This window comes from Methylophilus glucosoxydans, assembly GCF_042676145.1.
Classification (GTDB): Bacteria; Pseudomonadota; Gammaproteobacteria; order Burkholderiales; family Methylophilaceae; genus Methylophilus; species Methylophilus glucosoxydans.
This window is the reverse complement of sequence record NZ_JBHTJW010000002.1, coordinates 1,242,181-1,256,769: the sequence shown is the minus strand read 5'-3', so window position 1 is coordinate 1,256,769 and position 14,589 is coordinate 1,242,181. Positions and strand designations below refer to the sequence as shown.

At 51.3% G+C, this 14,589-nt stretch carries 12 protein-coding genes and 1 tRNA gene; 6 read left to right on the top strand and 7 right to left on the bottom strand.

All coding sequences use genetic code 11. The features are described from left to right. The first annotated feature begins 70 nt into the window (after positions 1-70). The 3 genes from zwf (at position 71) to ACFQ1T_RS08710 (ending at position 4,634) form a co-directional block, all read left to right on the top strand. Complete coding sequence (zwf, locus tag ACFQ1T_RS08720) at positions 71-1,546, top strand: glucose-6-phosphate dehydrogenase (RefSeq protein ID WP_379075725.1); 1,476 nt, start codon at positions 71-73, stop codon at positions 1,544-1,546. A gap of 169 nt (positions 1,547-1,715) precedes the next feature. Beyond that, a complete protein-coding gene (gene dcd, locus ACFQ1T_RS08715; protein ID WP_275355635.1) occupies positions 1,716-2,285 on the top strand; it encodes a dCTP deaminase in 570 nt (189 codons plus the stop codon). Positions 2,286-2,387: 102 nt separating this feature from the next. Further along, a complete protein-coding gene (locus tag ACFQ1T_RS08710; protein WP_338654538.1) occupies positions 2,388-4,634 on the top strand; it encodes an arginine/lysine/ornithine decarboxylase in 2,247 nt (748 codons plus the stop codon). A 1,077-nt stretch (positions 4,635-5,711) separates the two neighbouring features. Here the strand turns inward: ACFQ1T_RS08710 and ACFQ1T_RS08705 are convergent. Both ACFQ1T_RS08705 and ACFQ1T_RS08700 read right to left on the bottom strand, forming a co-directional pair. Next, positions 5,712-6,194: a dihydrofolate reductase gene (locus tag ACFQ1T_RS08705; protein WP_379075720.1), complete on the bottom strand. Its 483-nt coding sequence runs from the start codon at positions 6,192-6,194 to the stop codon at positions 5,712-5,714. Between the two features lie 11 nt (positions 6,195-6,205). Next, positions 6,206-6,745 (bottom strand): peroxiredoxin, encoded by a 540-nt coding sequence (locus ACFQ1T_RS08700; protein ID WP_275355638.1) that lies wholly within the window; start codon positions 6,743-6,745, stop codon positions 6,206-6,208. A gap of 126 nt (positions 6,746-6,871) precedes the next feature. Between ACFQ1T_RS08700 and ACFQ1T_RS08695 the strand changes: the two genes are divergently transcribed. Further along, the gene (locus ACFQ1T_RS08695) at positions 6,872-8,734 is read left to right on the top strand and encodes a tetratricopeptide repeat protein (RefSeq protein ID WP_194748009.1); all 1,863 of its coding nucleotides are present in this window, start codon (positions 6,872-6,874) and stop codon (positions 8,732-8,734) included. On the opposite strand, the gene ACFQ1T_RS08690 is transcribed toward ACFQ1T_RS08695, so the two are convergent. Further along, positions 8,731-9,564 (bottom strand): HDOD domain-containing protein, encoded by an 834-nt coding sequence (locus ACFQ1T_RS08690; protein WP_275355641.1) that lies wholly within the window; start codon positions 9,562-9,564, stop codon positions 8,731-8,733. The two genes, ACFQ1T_RS08695 and ACFQ1T_RS08690, sit on opposite strands and share 4 nt — an antisense overlap. Before the next feature lie 249 nt (positions 9,565-9,813). Here ACFQ1T_RS08690 and map point away from each other — a divergent pair, with 249 nt between their 5' ends. Both map and ACFQ1T_RS08680 read left to right on the top strand, forming a co-directional pair. Then, positions 9,814-10,608, top strand: a complete 795-nt coding sequence (gene map / locus ACFQ1T_RS08685) for a type I methionyl aminopeptidase (RefSeq protein WP_275355642.1) — start codon at positions 9,814-9,816, stop codon at positions 10,606-10,608. A gap of 27 nt (positions 10,609-10,635) precedes the next feature. Further along, a complete protein-coding gene (locus tag ACFQ1T_RS08680) occupies positions 10,636-13,212 on the top strand; it encodes a [protein-PII] uridylyltransferase (protein WP_379075714.1) in 2,577 nt (858 codons plus the stop codon). Between the two features lie 5 nt (positions 13,213-13,217). Here the strand turns inward: ACFQ1T_RS08680 and ACFQ1T_RS08675 are convergent, their stop codons facing one another. The 4 genes from ACFQ1T_RS08675 to def all read right to left on the bottom strand — a co-directional run bounded on the left by ACFQ1T_RS08675 (position 13,218) and on the right by def (position 14,587). Beyond that, positions 13,218-13,505, bottom strand: coding sequence for a cupin domain-containing protein (locus ACFQ1T_RS08675; protein WP_379075711.1), 288 nt, complete (start codon positions 13,503-13,505; stop codon positions 13,218-13,220). A gap of 89 nt (positions 13,506-13,594) precedes the next feature. Further along, positions 13,595-13,870 (bottom strand): cupin domain-containing protein, encoded by a 276-nt coding sequence (locus tag ACFQ1T_RS08670; protein ID WP_194748017.1) that lies wholly within the window; start codon positions 13,868-13,870, stop codon positions 13,595-13,597. A gap of 68 nt (positions 13,871-13,938) precedes the next feature. Next, positions 13,939-14,028 (bottom strand) — tRNA-Ser (locus ACFQ1T_RS08665). A 25-nt stretch (positions 14,029-14,053) separates the two neighbouring features. Further along, a complete protein-coding gene (gene def / locus ACFQ1T_RS08660) occupies positions 14,054-14,587 on the bottom strand; it encodes a peptide deformylase (protein ID WP_379075708.1) in 534 nt (177 codons plus the stop codon). Positions 14,588-14,589 lie beyond the last annotated feature (2 nt).

The window sequence follows — 14,589 nt, the reverse complement described above, 5'->3', positions numbered from 1 at the left end:
TTAACGCTAGTCATAAACATATGGGAAAGGCCTGCCCTTTCCCGTTTACATTTTTATCTTAAGGTTAGAAATGACGAATAAAATTGATCCATGCACCCTGGTATTATTTGGCGCGAGTGGCAACCTTGCCCGCGTAAAATTGTATCCTGGTTTGTTCAGGCTAGACCTGCTGGGCCGCCTGCCTGATGACATGAAAATTATCGGCGTTGGCCGTCAAGTGGTTGATCTGGATGCCTGGCGTGCAGACATCAAATCCATGCTGGATTCCAAATTCAAAAAAGGGTATGACCAGAAAGTCTTCGAGCGCTTTATCGCCCGTAACTTCTACCATGCCAACCCACCGACTGACCCAGACGCGTTCAACAAACTGAAAGCCACGCTGAGCGACGAAAAAGTATTTCCGCAGAACCTGGCTTACTTCCTCTCAGTACGTCCGGTAGACTTTGCACCAGTCGTTGAATCACTGGCCAATGTAGGCCTGACTCAGGAAGACAAATACTGGCGCCGCGTGGTGATCGAAAAACCATTCGGTACCGATCTGCCATCTGCCAAAGAACTGCAGGCTGCCATCACCAAGCACCTGAAAGAAAGCCAGATTTACCGTATCGACCACTACCTGGGCAAATCCGCGCTGCAAAACATCTTGCTGCAACGCTTTACCAATACCGTGTTAGAGCCGATCTGGAACAACCAGTACATTGACCACGTGCAAATCACCAACACCGAAATGCTGGGTGTAGGCGACCGTACGCAGTTCTACGACAGCACAGGTGCTCTGCGCGACATGTTGCAAAGCCATATTCTGCAAACCTTGGCACTGACAGCCATGGAGCTGCCAAAAGACCTGTCACCGGAAGGCGTGCGCGACGCTAAAATCAAGTTGCTTGAACAGATTCGTCCGATTCCGGTTAACGAGCTCGAGAAGCATGCTTTCCGCGCGCAATACAGTGCCGGTGAAATCAATGGCGAAAAAGTGCCAGGCTACCTCGAAGAACTGGGCAACAATGACAGCGTGGTAGAAACCTATGCTGCCTTGAAACTGTTTATTGACAACCCACGCTGGAAAGGGGTGCCTTTCTACATCCGCACCGCCAAGCGCCTGCACGAAGCCGATACCCGTATTGCTATCCGTTTCAAAAAAGCGCCATTGCAAATCAATGACCAGGACCAAAACTGGCTCATCATCGGCATCCAGCCACGTGAGTGCATCAAGCTCGAAATCCAGTCCAAGATTCCTGGCCTGGATGTACAAACCCGTACCATCCAGCTGGATGCAGCCAACCGTTGGGACGCAGACGACTCCGTAGATGCTTACGAGGCCTTGCTGCTGAACCTGATGCAAGGTGACAACTCCAACTACCTGCATATTTCTGAAGCCGAAGCACAATGGCGCCTGGTGGATCCAGTGGTGAAAGCCTGGGCAGAAGACAAGCGTCCGGTCCATCAGTACCCTGCCGGTAGCCGCGATCCAATCGAGTCCAAAGTGATTTTTGAAGCGGAAGATCAATTCTGGCGCTACAGCATTGAATTGGGCGGCGATAAGTAAACCTTGGGGGCTCATGCCTCCTCGGTAGATTAATTCGCCTCAAAGCCAAAAAAATTTGCAAATTTAACTCTAATTGTTGTTATTATTTGCACTCACTAAAAGCGGAGTTTAAACTCCGCTTTTTTCTCTTTATTGCATGCGTTGATGACGCAAATGACTGGATATCGTAATGAGCATTAAGTCTGATAAATGGATACGCAGGATGGCTGAACAACACGGCATGATCGAGCCGTTCGAGCCCACGCTGGTCCGCGAGGTGAATGGTCAAAAAATTGTGTCTTACGGCACCTCCTCTTACGGCTACGATATCCGTTGTGCGGACGAATTCCGCGTGTTCACCAACATCAATAGCACCATAGTCGACCCCAAGGCATTTGACCCACAGTCTTTTGTCGAGGTCTCAGGCAAAGGTTATTGCGTCATTCCTCCCAACTCGTTTGCACTGGCACGTACGGTCGAATATTTCCGTATCCCGCGTTCCGTGTTAACGATTTGCCTTGGCAAGTCTACTTACGCGCGCTGCGGCATTATTGTCAACGTAACACCGTTTGAACCTGAGTGGGAAGGCTATGTAACGCTGGAGTTTAGTAACACAACACCGTTGCCAGCCAAGATTTATGCGGGTGAAGGCTGTGCACAAGTGCTGTTCCTGGAGTCTGATGAAGTCTGTGAAACCAGTTATAAAGACCGTGGTGGCAAATACCAAGGTCAAATTGGTGTCACATTACCAAAGATATAATCACACTCTTGAACACAATCAGAACATTTCACCACAGAGGCACAGGGTTAAGCGCTGACTTTCCCTGTGCCTCTGTGTCTTAAGCGGTAAAAGGATTCCTTTATGAAATTTAGATTTCCCATTGTGATTATTGACGAAGATTTTCGCTCAGAAAACTCGTCTGGCCTGGGCATCCGGGTGTTGGCCAAAGCGATTGAAGAGGAAGGTCTGGAGGTGCTTGGTGTGACCAGCTACGGCGACCTCACCTCTTTCGCGCAGCAGCAAAGCCGTGCCTCGGCGTTTATCCTGTCGATTGACGATGAGGAGATCGTTGAAGAGAAACCAGAAGCCATCGAGCAGCTGCGTAATTTTGTACAGGAAATCCGTTACCGTAACGAAGAGATTCCGATCTTTTTGCATGGCGAGACCCGCACCAGCCGCCACATTCCAAATGATGTGCTGCGTGAGTTGCATGGCTTTATCCATATGAACGAGGATACGCCAGAGTTTGTGGCACGCCTGATTATCCGCGAAGCCAAGGCCTACCTGGACAGCCTGCCACCGCCCTTCTTCAAGGCGCTGACGCATTACGCGGCTGATGGTTCCTACTCCTGGCACTGCCCCGGTCACTCCGGTGGCGTCGCGTTTCTGAAATCACCGGTCGGCCAGATGTTCCACCAGTTTTTTGGCGAGAACATGCTGCGGGCAGACGTGTGTAACGCGGTAGATGAACTCGGCCAATTGCTGGACCATACCGGCCCGGTCGCCGCTTCCGAGCGCAATGCCGCACGTATTTACAACTGCGATCACCTCTATTTTGTCACTAACGGCACCTCGACCTCGAACAAGATCGTCTGGAACTCCACCGTCGCGCCTGGTGACATCGTGGTGGTTGACCGTAACTGCCATAAATCCGTATTGCACTCCATCATCATGACCGGGGCGGTGCCGGTATTCCTGATGCCAACGCGTAACCACTTTGGCATTATCGGCCCGATTCCGAAAAGCGAGTTTGCCTGGGAAAATATCCAGAAGAAAATCGAACGCAACCCGTTTGCCACCGACAAAAACGCCAAGCCACGCGTACTGACCATCACGCAATCCACCTATGACGGCGTGCTATACAACGTTGAAGAAATCAAGGAAATGCTGGATGGCAAGATCGACACCCTGCACTTTGATGAAGCCTGGCTGCCACATGCGACCTTCCATGACTTTTATGGTGACTACCACGCGATTGGCGCAGACCGCCCACGGTGTAAAGAGTCCATGGTGTTCTCTACCCAGTCCACACATAAACTGCTGGCTGGCCTAAGCCAGGCCTCGCAGATTCTGGTACAGGATGCTGACCAGAACCGCCTGGACCGCGATGTGTTCAACGAAGCTTATCTCATGCACACCTCTACCAGCCCGCAATACTCTATTATTGCCAGCTGTGACGTGGCTGCCGCCATGATGGAAGCCCCAGGCGGCACCGCCCTGGTAGAAGAATCCCTCAAAGAAGCCCTGGACTTCCGCCGTGCCATGCGTAAGGTGGATGAAGAGTGGGGTACCGACTGGTGGTTTAAAGTCTGGGGCCCAACAGATTTGTCCGAAGACGGCCTGGAAGAACGAGATGCCTGGATGCTGAAAGCCAATGAGCGCTGGCACGGCTTTGGCAACCTGGCCGAAGGCTTTAACATGCTGGACCCGATCAAAGCCACCATCATCACCCCCGGGCTGGATGTAGATGGTGAATTCTCAGAAGAATTCGGCATCCCGGCAGCGATTGTGACCAAGTACCTGGCTGAACACGGCGTGATCGTCGAAAAAACCGGTCTCTACTCGTTCTTTATCATGTTTACCATCGGCATTACCAAAGGCCGCTGGAACACCATGGTCGCCGCATTACAACAGTTTAAAGACGACTACGACAAAAACCAGCCATTATGGAAAGTGCTGCCGGAATTTGTGCAGAAGCATCCACGCTACGAACGCGTCGGCCTCAAAGATTTGTGTACACAAATTCACGAAGTCTACAAAGCTAATGACGTCGCCCGCCTGACTACAGAAATGTATCTGTCTGACATGGTGCCAGCCATGAAACCAACTGACGCCTTCTCAAAAATGGCCCACCGCAAAATTGAGCGCGTGGCCATTGATGAGCTCGAAGGCCGCGTGACAGCTGTGCTCTTAACCCCATACCCGCCAGGTATTCCACTGCTGATTCCAGGTGAACGCTTTAACAAGGTCATTGTGAACTACCTCAAATTTGCACGCGAATTCAACGAGAAATTCCCCGGCTTTGAGACCGATAACCATGGTTTGGTGAAGCAAGTCGTGGATGGTAAAGCCGTGTATTACGTGGATTGTGTGCAGCAGGAAGATTAGCTCTTTAGCTTCACTCAGCTATTTTTTACTGAGCTTTCTTTTTTGTGAGCTTCAGCAAAGGCAACTTAATGGTTGCCTTTGCTATTTTACCGAGACCTCTGTTTCGCCTGTGAGCGAGTCACCTTTCTTTGCGTACATTGAACAAGGTTGTATTAGGCATTAACAGGATGGGTGAATGATTTATTTCGCCTTTTAGGCGACCGTTCTTTCTTATGCTTGTCCAGAAGAAAGAAGGCAAAGAACAAGACACCCTAGCTTCCGCTTGTTTCCTGCGTTGCTCGCCAAAACAAGCGGTCACGAAACTCGACCTGGCAGCTCACAAAATACGTGAGCTGCTGCGGGACTCGAACAGTCGCTCCCTTCTTCCTTGTTTTGGCTGCGCTACTCGGCGCGGCAGATAGGGGCCCGAAAACCCATGAGCGCCACCGTTTGTGGGCTAAAAAGAAAAGAATTTGAGTTTTTGAACGGTCCAAATTTCAACAGTGTGATTTTGATGAGATAAATCCCATCGCATCACGCTGAGTAGCGCAGACGAAGTGGGGGATGTCGGCCATCGGCTGTTCGAGTTCCGCGGTGGCTTGCGTTTTGTGCAAGCCGCTAGGGCGAGTTTCGTGACCGCTTACTTTGTTGATAACTAAGACTGCAGCGCAGTCTGTTACGGCGTAGGCTAACTTGCGCAGCAATGTTAAGCGTAGCGGCCGTAGCCAACAACGCCAGGAAGCCGAAGGCCGTGATGGCTGGGTGCCCTCTTCTTTGGCTACGGCCGCCACTTTGTGGCTTAACCTAAAGGTTAGCCTACGCCGCAACACTCCGTTAGTTGTGGTTACTTTCTGTGGGGCAAGCAACAGAAAGTAACTCGCCTAGAGGCGAAAAAGAAAGGTGGAATTCCGTAAATATCTAAGAAGACTTGCAGCAAATTCAATACGCGCTCTTCAATTTTAATCAGATTAGTATTAACCTTGCATGAATTCGGCCTACGCCGGAATGACGAAAAACTGGACTAACTTGGATTGAGATTAAGCATCGAAAAAACAATAACCTTATTCTTTTTTCGATGCATCAAGCCAAAGGCTTCTATCATCGCCGCTGATAAACCATATCACTATAATGCAAGCCATTCTCCGAGGTATTCCCTTCCTCACTCACCAATTCCCACTCATGCATCTCGATTTCCGGGAAAAATGCATCCCCGCCGACATGAGCATATACCCGCGTAATGTATAGCCGCGTGACATAAGGCAGGCCCTGTGCATACAACTCCGCGCCGCCAATCAGAAAGGGTTCTTCATCACCGGCACAGGCTGCAAGCGCTTGTGGCAGTGAATGTACAACCTTGGCCCCTTCAACCGCGTATTCAGTATCGCGAGTGACGACTACCGTGGTGCGTCCGGGCAACAAGCGACCCAGCGACTCATAGGTTTTGCGGCCCATAATAATGTGATGGCCCATGGTCAGTTGTTTGAAGCGCTTGAGGTCTTCGGGCAGGTGCCAGGGCAACTGATTATTGTGACCAATGACACGGTTGTCTGCATGGGCGACGATCAGGGAAAGGGCTTGCATGGTGATACTCACTAAAAAGCCGACAGGCGCTTGAGGTCACGAATGATGGCCTCGCTATGCCCGTCAGGGTTGACGTTGCTGTAGGACTCGGCAACGACGCCTTGCGGGTCAACAATAAAGGTCATGCGCTTGGCGGCCTGGAAGACGACAAGGTTAAACAAGGCGCCATAGGCATCAGCCACCTGACCATTGCTGTCCGCCAGCAACGGAAAAGACAAGCGGTGTTTTTGCGCAAATGCGGCATGGCTGGCAACGGTATCGACACTGATACCTACCACCTCGGCACCCAGGGCATGGATCTGCTGGATATCATCCCTAAACTGGCAGGCTTCGCGTGTACAACCAGGCGTATCATCTTTGGGATAAAAATAAAGCACCAGCCATTTACCCTGCCATTCGGAGAGTTGCCTCAGGTTTCCTTGGGCATCGGGCAGACTGAATGCGGGTGCTTTCATGCCGACGCTGACACGTGTAGAAGGCTGCTGATATTGGCGATAGCCCCAGACGGCTAACCAGAACAACAGGCCGTACATGATCAGTTTGATCAGCATTGAGTTTCCTTTCTTTGGGTAAATGACATTCAGGTCGTTGACGCTGACAGCTGCTTATTGTACCTTAATCCGCCATCCATCCATTTAAGGTCGCCCGCAATCGCTTGAAGTGTTGCCAGTTATCCCATGAACAATGAAGCCATTGCAAAACTGCTGAAACTGATTGCTGCCGATCCGCAGAAGTGGGATGCCTATCAAAAGCTGGCAGGCCTAATGCTGCAAAACCAGGAGTTTCATGCGGCTGAGCAATATTTGCTGCAAGCGATCAGTCTGCGGCCTGACCTGCTGGAACTGCGGGTGCAGCTAGGCAACCTGCATATGCGCACGCAACAGTTCAAGGCGGCGCATGAGTGCTACAAACAAGCCATTGCCCTGGATGCCAAACAGGCACAGCTTTATTACCTGGATGCACGCGCACTGAAAAACCTGGGCAGAACGCAAGAAGCCATTTTGCGCCTGCGTACCGCCATCAAGCTTGACCCGCAACGACTACCCGCTTTTACCGAATGTACTGACCTGATGCTGCAACTGCAGCAAGTCGACCAGGCAGCCAATGTTTTACGACAGGCAGTGGCGGCACATCCGGAGCATGCCCATTTTCACTATCGTCTGGGGGTGTTATGCATGCAACTGCAACAGACAGGCGATGCGCTACTATGTATGAATGAGGCGATCCGCATACAGCCTGACTTTGCCGATGCCTATCATCAGCGCGCCTTGATTCTGCAATCACAGGGCAAGCCACAAGAGGCCGTGCTAAGTTTTGATGAAGCTATCCGCTATCAACCAAATTTGCATTTACCGTACAACAACCGTGGCGTAGTGTTATGCCAACTGGGGAAGTACACTGAAGCGATTGCCGATTTCCGCCTGGCTTTGCAGTTGAACCCTGGGTATGCAGCTGCCCAATGCCACCTGGGCTTGGCGCTGTATGAAAACAGGCAGCACGATGAGGCTTACGCCTGCCTGGAGACGGCGCTTAAATTGGCGCCGAATCATGCACAAGCCAGATATACCATGAGTATGCTGCGATTGGCACGCGGAGAATTCGAAAACGGCTGGCCGCTGTATGCGGCGCGTTTTCAAGTGCTTGCGGACAAACACCGGCCAGATTTAAACTTGTTATGGTCATCGGCAGGCGCTCTGGTCGGCAAAACCATTCTGATCTGGGCCGAGCAGACGTTGAGCGACACTCTGCAATATTGCCGTTATCTGCCTATGGTTCAAGCCTGCAAACCTAACCATCTGGTATTAGCCGTCCCTGAGGCTTTATTTGACCTGTTTAATGAGTATTGGGCGCATGATGCAACGATTCTGGTCGTTTGCCAGGATGGACGTAGCCTGCCGCATTTTGACGTATTCTGCCCCATGCTGAGCTTGCCAGCGGTGTTTAACACGCAACTGGATACGATACCGGCCGGCTTGCCTTATCTGGGGGTAGAGGCACGCCACAGTGAACCCTGGCAACAATTACTGGGGCCTGGCCGTCGGTTGCGCATCGGGCTCAACTGGTGTGGCGAGGCGACGAACAAATATGATCAGTGGCGCAGTATTCCGCTCTTTCTGATGGCGCCTCTGCTGAATATGGAAGTCGAATGGCACAGCTTGCAAAAAGAGTTCAGGCGCGAAGACCATATCATGCTCAAACGGTTTCCCATGCTGGAATGTCATCACCCGGAATTAATAAACTTTACCGCCACTGCGGGGCTGATCATGCAAATGGATCTGGTGATATCAGTTGACACCGCCGTCGCGCATTTGGCTGCGGCCTTAGGCAAAGAGGTCTGGTTATTACTGCCGCAACATGCGCATTTCCGCTGGTTACAACAGCGCGAAGACAGTCCGTGGTATCCAGGCATGCGCCTGTTCAGACAGGGGGATGACGAAGCTTGGGAGCAAGTGATTGACCGGATACATCAGGCCGTCACCGATGTGCTGGCCCAGCGTCATGAGCGCCTGATCGCAAGCGAACAAGCCGCACAAGACTAATGTTGTGGCACGCCGACGATATGTTTGACGCGCTCAACATCAACATGCAGCAACTCGGCAATATCTTTGTAGTCATCGGGCAAGGCAGCATTATCCCAGCCGTCGGCAGAATGTCTGGCCAGATTCACGGCTAACTGCACATTGCGCACCCTGGGCAGGTCTGCGCGCGCTTCGTCCATCAGGTCACTGAGCAATGGCGGCAAGTTAAAGACCTGCACCAGCTCGGCCTGTAACTCCAGCAATCTGAAACCCAGCACCTCTTGTTGAACAACCCGGCTACGCAACGTTTTATCTGCGTCCTGGCGCTGGCTGATTTCGCCCATCGCATCCGGGTTAAAGCACCACATGAGCATTTCGGCAAAATCATGCAGCGAGGCTGCCACCCTCACCTCTTCTGCGTGCAAATCCATCAAATGCGAGGCAAACTCTGCGGAAAAATAACCGGCACGGTGAGCCCGTATCATGAGCTTGAGCAAATCGATCAAGGCGGACATATGCTCATGCAACACATCCTCCACATGCGGAACGGTAGGAATCTGCGCGAAAAACGTGCCAGTGCCCATCATGATAATTGCCTGCTCGACCTGTACCAGGTCCTGTAACTGATGACGGCTGCGATGATTATTGGCGTACGCCAACACCTTGAACATCATGAGCGGATCATTAATGACCACACGTGTAATGTCACGGGCGCCCGTTTCATCTTCACGCGCCTGTAATTGAGCGATCTCTCTGGCCGTCTGCCGCAAGACCGGAATCTCTGCCGCCTTAAAAAAAGCCACCCAATCTTTAACGGTGCGGTTGGCTCTTGCTTCGGTGAGTGTCACCATAAGTGTGCTCCAGCTAAAATCATGCCCGAGTATAAATCATTGCCATCAAGTGCCATGTCGGGATCAATTACACTAATGCCAGTCAGTTTCTTTTATGACTCAACTCTATTAACGGCGTTCTTGCGCATTCCTTGAGCGAAGTAGGCCAAACATCATGACTGCTATGTGTCTATGTTAGAATGTTGTTTTAGTTAATGATTCCGAAAGCCTGTCTGGGAAACGGATTAACGTAAGAGCGGTCACTCGTTTATGGCAATTGTTCTGCATACCCCCGAAGAAATTGAAAAAATGCGCATCGCAGGTCGTCTGGCCTCAGAAGTGCTGGATTACATCACACCGTTTGTCGTGGCGGGGGTGACCACCAACAAACTGGACCAGCTTTGCCATGATTACATCGTCAATGAACAGCAAGCGATCCCGGCCCCATTAAACTATGCACCAGATGGCCATGCACCCTACCCCAAGTCTATTTGCACCTCGATTAACCAGCAAATCTGCCATGGGGTCCCTAGCGAAAAAGAGCTTAAAAATGGTGATATCGTCAACCTGGACATCACAGTCATCAAAGACGGCTATCATGGCGATACGTCACGCATGTTTATGGTCGGCAGTGTCTCACCACAGGCCAAGCGGCTGTGCGACCTCACCTACCAAGCCATGTGGCGCGGCATTGAAAAGGTCAAGCCTGGTAACACGTTGGGCGATATTGGCTATGCGATTCAGTCATTTGCCGAAAAAAATGGTTACAGCATTGTGCGTGAGTTCTGCGGCCATGGCATCGGCAAAAAATTTCATTGCGAACCCCAGGTGTTGCATTATGGCAAACCCGGGGCAGGCTTGACGCTCAAGCCTGGCATGATTTTTACCATCGAACCCATGATCAATGCTGGACGCCGCGACATCAAATTCATGCCGGATGGCTGGACCGTGGTCACCAAGGACCGTAGCCTGTCGGCACAATGGGAGCATACCGTACTCGTCACTGAAGAGGGCTTTGAAATCATGACCGTCTCAGCGGGTACGCCAGCCCGGCCCACGCTCTAAGGCACGCATGTCGATGGTCAGTCCCGCATGACAGTCATTGGCAAGGAACATCTCAAGCATTGGCGAGCGTCAGTACAACTGACACGTCAACAACTGGCCGATGCTTATCTGGCCAAGCCGCAAGCCAAACGCCTGCTACAACAACATACGCGCTCACTCGATCTACTGCTTAAACAGATTTGGCAGGCTTATGCCCTGCCAGACAGTGCTTGCCTGGTTGCGGTCGGCGGCTATGGCCGTGGCGATATGTTTCCCTACTCGGACATTGATTTGCTGATCCTGATGCCGGAAAACAGCGATGCTGCGCTACAGACGCTGGTTGAATCGCTGATTGGCACCTTGTGGGATATTGGTCTCAATATCGGTCATAGCGTGCGCAGCCTCAAAGAGTGCCTGGACGAAGCGCAGCTGGATGTCACCATCATGACCAACCTGCTGGAAGCCCGCTGGCTGAGCGGAGACAAAAAAACTTTCCAGTCCTTGACGCAGTTACTGCATGCACAGCTGGACCAAGCCCGTTTTTTTGCTGAAAAACTGCGTGAGCAACAAATCCGTCATGCCAAATTTCATGACACGGCTTACAACCTAGAACCCAATGTCAAAGAGAGTCCAGGCGGCCTCAGGGATTTGCATATGGTTCTTTGGGTCGCGCAAAGCCAGGGCTTGGGCAGTGATTGGAACGCGCTTGCCCAGGCGGGGTTATTAAGCCGGCATGAAGCCATTCAACTCAAAAAACACGAACGTTTGCTGCAAAATCTGCGCATCCGCCTGCACCTGATGGCCAAGCGCCGGGAAGACCGCCTGGTATTCGACTTTCAAAACACGCTGGCGGAGCAGATGGGCTATCAGACCAATCCGCAAAAACGTGCCAGCGAACAGTTAATGCAAGGCTTTTACCGGAGTGCCAAAGCGGTCATCATAGAAAATGAAGTCCTGCTTAAATTACTGCATGCACGCATTCAGCCAGAGACCAAGCCGCCGCAAGCATTAACTGAAGACTTTAGCCTGTCTCAGGGCTTGCTGAGTGCAAATGCGCCAGACCTGTTTCAACGCAAGCCCGAAACCATCTTGCAATGTTTTCAACTCCTGCAGCAATACCCGGAAATTACCGGCTTTAGTGCGCCGCTCGTACGTGCATTGCAGGCGGCACAGCCGCTGATCAACCATCAATTCAGACAACGCGCCAATCACAAAGCCTTATTCCTGCAGATTTTGCACAGCCGCGAAGGTGTACACCGCAGCCTGCGACGCATGAACCGGTATGGCATCCTCGGCCGCTATATCCCGGTATTTGGCCGCGTCATCGCACAAATGCAGCATGATCTGTTTCATGTCTATACGGTAGATGAGCACACGCTGAATGTCTTACGCAACCTCAGACGCTTTGCCAAACCCGATTTAAGACACGAATTTCCGCTGTGCAGCCAACTATTTAATGCATTCAGCCAGCCACATTTGCTCTATCTGGCGGCCATTTTTCACGACATTGCCAAAGGCCGTGGCGGCGATCATTCGCTGCTGGGCACCCTGGACGCGCGCCGATTCTGCAAACAACATGGCTTAAGCAAAACGGATACAGAGCTAGTCGCTTGGCTGGTTGAGGCACATCTAAAACTGTCCAGCACGGCACAAAAAAGTGATTTATCCGACCCCGATGTGATTGAAGCCTTTGCGCATCTGGTGGGGACAGAATATCGCCTGACAGCGTTGTACTTACTGACGGTGGCCGACATTCGCGGCACCAGCCCGAATGTGTGGAATGCGTGGAAGGCCAAACTGCTCGAGAGCCTGTTTTTGCAAACGCGGCGAGTGCTGCAACAATCACTGAATACCGAAGCCCAGCTCAGCTTACGCAAGCAGGAAGTGTTGCAGAAACTTAGCAGTTTCAACCTTAAAGAGTCTTCCGTGGCAGCCCTGTGGCAAGCCTTTGGCAATGGCTATTTCAGTCGTTTTGACAGTGATGAAATCGCCTGGCAAAGCCGATTACTGATTCCGCATCTCAATACCGAACAAGCCATTGTGCGTGCCCGGCTCAGCCCTAAAGGCGACGGCATTCAGGTGATGATCTACAGCCGAGATCAAAAAGAGATTTTTGCCCGTATCTGCCATTTTTTTGACAGCATGCAATACAACATTGTACAGGCCAAGATTTACACCACCGCTCACGGCTATGCCCTGGATAACTTTATTGTGCTGGAACCTGAAACACGGCAGATCAGCTATAACGGCTTATTGAAGCATATTGAACAAGGGTTGAATACGCAATTGATCAGCCATGAGGCGATTCCCGCGCCAATTCGCGGCCGGGTCAGCAGGCAAGTCAAACATATGCCGATTAGCACGCAAGTGAGTTTTAAAGCCGTGCCCAATCCACAGGACGCAGACCAGCCTTTTCAACAGCTGGATATCATCGCCAATGACCGCCCAGGATTATTGGCCAGTATGGCGCTGATTTTTCAGCAACATGGCATTGCATTACATAATGCCAAGATCAACACCTTGGGCAACCGGGTAGAAGATAGTTTCTTGATCTCTGCGTGTAATAACGGCCTGCTTGATGCAACATCCATCACCAACTTGACGCAAGCACTCCATCAAATATAGCCGGCTCACTCAAAATGGTAATGCTTTTTCAACGGCTGTTTGACTTCCCACACACAATCCAGCCCACTGGCAAAGGTGACTAAGTCACCCGCCCCAAAACTTACCGGCTCGCCATCTTTAGGTGTCACGGTCACCTCCCCTTGCAAGATGTAAGCAATCTCGCTATTGCTATATTGCCATGGGAAAATAGAGACTTCTTTTGACCAGGTTGGCCACTGATCCACACCAAGTGCGGCGAGTGTCTCGGCGCTGGGACGCTCGACCTTAATTTGATTCACAGGATGATGACTCATGTGTATTCCTTTCTTGCTTAGGATAACGGAGGCCCATCAACAAAAAACCCTGCCGGATTGACAGGGTTTTCATCATACGCCCACTTCAATTAAAAGTGTTTGTAGTGTTTTTTCAATTGCTTGACCACTTCCCACTGGGATTTCAGGCCTTTTGGAAACTCTACGTAGTCACCCGCTTTGATGGTAACAGTTTCGCCACCAGCTGGCGTCACTTTGAATTCACCTTCCAACACATAGGCTTTTTCAGTCATGGTGAAGTCGAGTGGGAATTTTGATGGAGGGCAATCCCAAATGTTCCAGCTGGACACGCCCAGCTCGTTCAATTTCTCTTGGGATGGGTTGCTATCGATAATGATTTGAGCCATGACGGTTCCTTCATGTAAATATAAAAAACTGCAAATAGAAATGCCGCAAAACTGCGGCATTTCATGTCTGGCGGAAGAGGTGAGATTCGAACTCACGGAGGGCGTGAACCCTCGACAGTTTTCAAGACTGTTGCATTAAACCGCTCTGCCACTCTTCCCGAAAGCGCGCATTATAGCAAACAATCAGTCATCTGGAAGCGTTATTCCAGGAAAAAGTACATCATTAAAGCCAAATTTTGTCAGATCACGGATACGCATGGGGTAAAGCACGCCAAATAAGTGGTCACATTCATGCTGGACCACCCGCGCATGAAAGCCGCTCACCGTGCGGTCAATCACGTTGCCTTGCGGGTCAAAGCCACGGTAATGCAGGTGCTGATAACGTGGCACCAGGCCGCGCATGCCAGGCACAGACAGACACCCTTCCCAACCCTCTTCTTCTGCCTCATCCACAGGTGTGAGTTCGGGGTTGATCAAAATCGTAAAAGGCACGGCTTCGGCATCCGGATAACGCGGATTGGCACCGACGCCGAACATCACCACCTGCAAACTGACACCAATTTGTGGCGCGGCAATGCCTGCGCCCTGCATATGCGTCATCGTGTCGTGCATATCCTGAATCAAGGCATGCAACTCGGGCGTATCAAACTCGGTGATCTTGTCTGCTACCCGATAAAGTAAAGGCTCGCCCATTCTCAGCACAGGTTTGACTGCCATTT

Excerpts from the sequence above, each read along its gene's own strand:
- ACFQ1T_RS08675 (WP_379075711.1), bottom strand. The coding sequence starts at position 13,505 with ATGAGTCATCATCCTGTGAATCAAATTAAGGTCGAGCGTCCCAGCGCC.
- zwf (WP_379075725.1), top strand. The coding sequence starts at position 71 with ATGACGAATAAAATTGATCCATGCACCCTGGTATTATTTGGCGCGAGT.
- ACFQ1T_RS08670 (WP_194748017.1), bottom strand. The coding sequence starts at position 13,870 with ATGGCTCAAATCATTATCGATAGCAACCCATCCCAAGAGAAATTGAAC.
- ACFQ1T_RS08705 (WP_379075720.1), bottom strand. The coding sequence starts at position 6,194 with ATGCAAGCCCTTTCCCTGATCGTCGCCCATGCAGACAACCGTGTCATT.
- dcd (WP_275355635.1), top strand. The coding sequence starts at position 1,716 with ATGAGCATTAAGTCTGATAAATGGATACGCAGGATGGCTGAACAACAC.
- ACFQ1T_RS08690 (WP_275355641.1), bottom strand. The coding sequence starts at position 9,564 with ATGGTGACACTCACCGAAGCAAGAGCCAACCGCACCGTTAAAGATTGG.
- ACFQ1T_RS08700 (WP_275355638.1), bottom strand. The coding sequence starts at position 6,745 with ATGCTGATCAAACTGATCATGTACGGCCTGTTGTTCTGGTTAGCCGTC.
- ACFQ1T_RS08710 (WP_338654538.1), top strand. The coding sequence starts at position 2,388 with ATGAAATTTAGATTTCCCATTGTGATTATTGACGAAGATTTTCGCTCA.
- def (WP_379075708.1), bottom strand. The coding sequence starts at position 14,587 with ATGGCAGTCAAACCTGTGCTGAGAATGGGCGAGCCTTTACTTTATCGG.
- ACFQ1T_RS08680 (WP_379075714.1), top strand. The coding sequence starts at position 10,636 with ATGACAGTCATTGGCAAGGAACATCTCAAGCATTGGCGAGCGTCAGTA.
- ACFQ1T_RS08695 (WP_194748009.1), top strand. The coding sequence starts at position 6,872 with ATGAACAATGAAGCCATTGCAAAACTGCTGAAACTGATTGCTGCCGAT.
- map (WP_275355642.1), top strand. The coding sequence starts at position 9,814 with ATGGCAATTGTTCTGCATACCCCCGAAGAAATTGAAAAAATGCGCATC.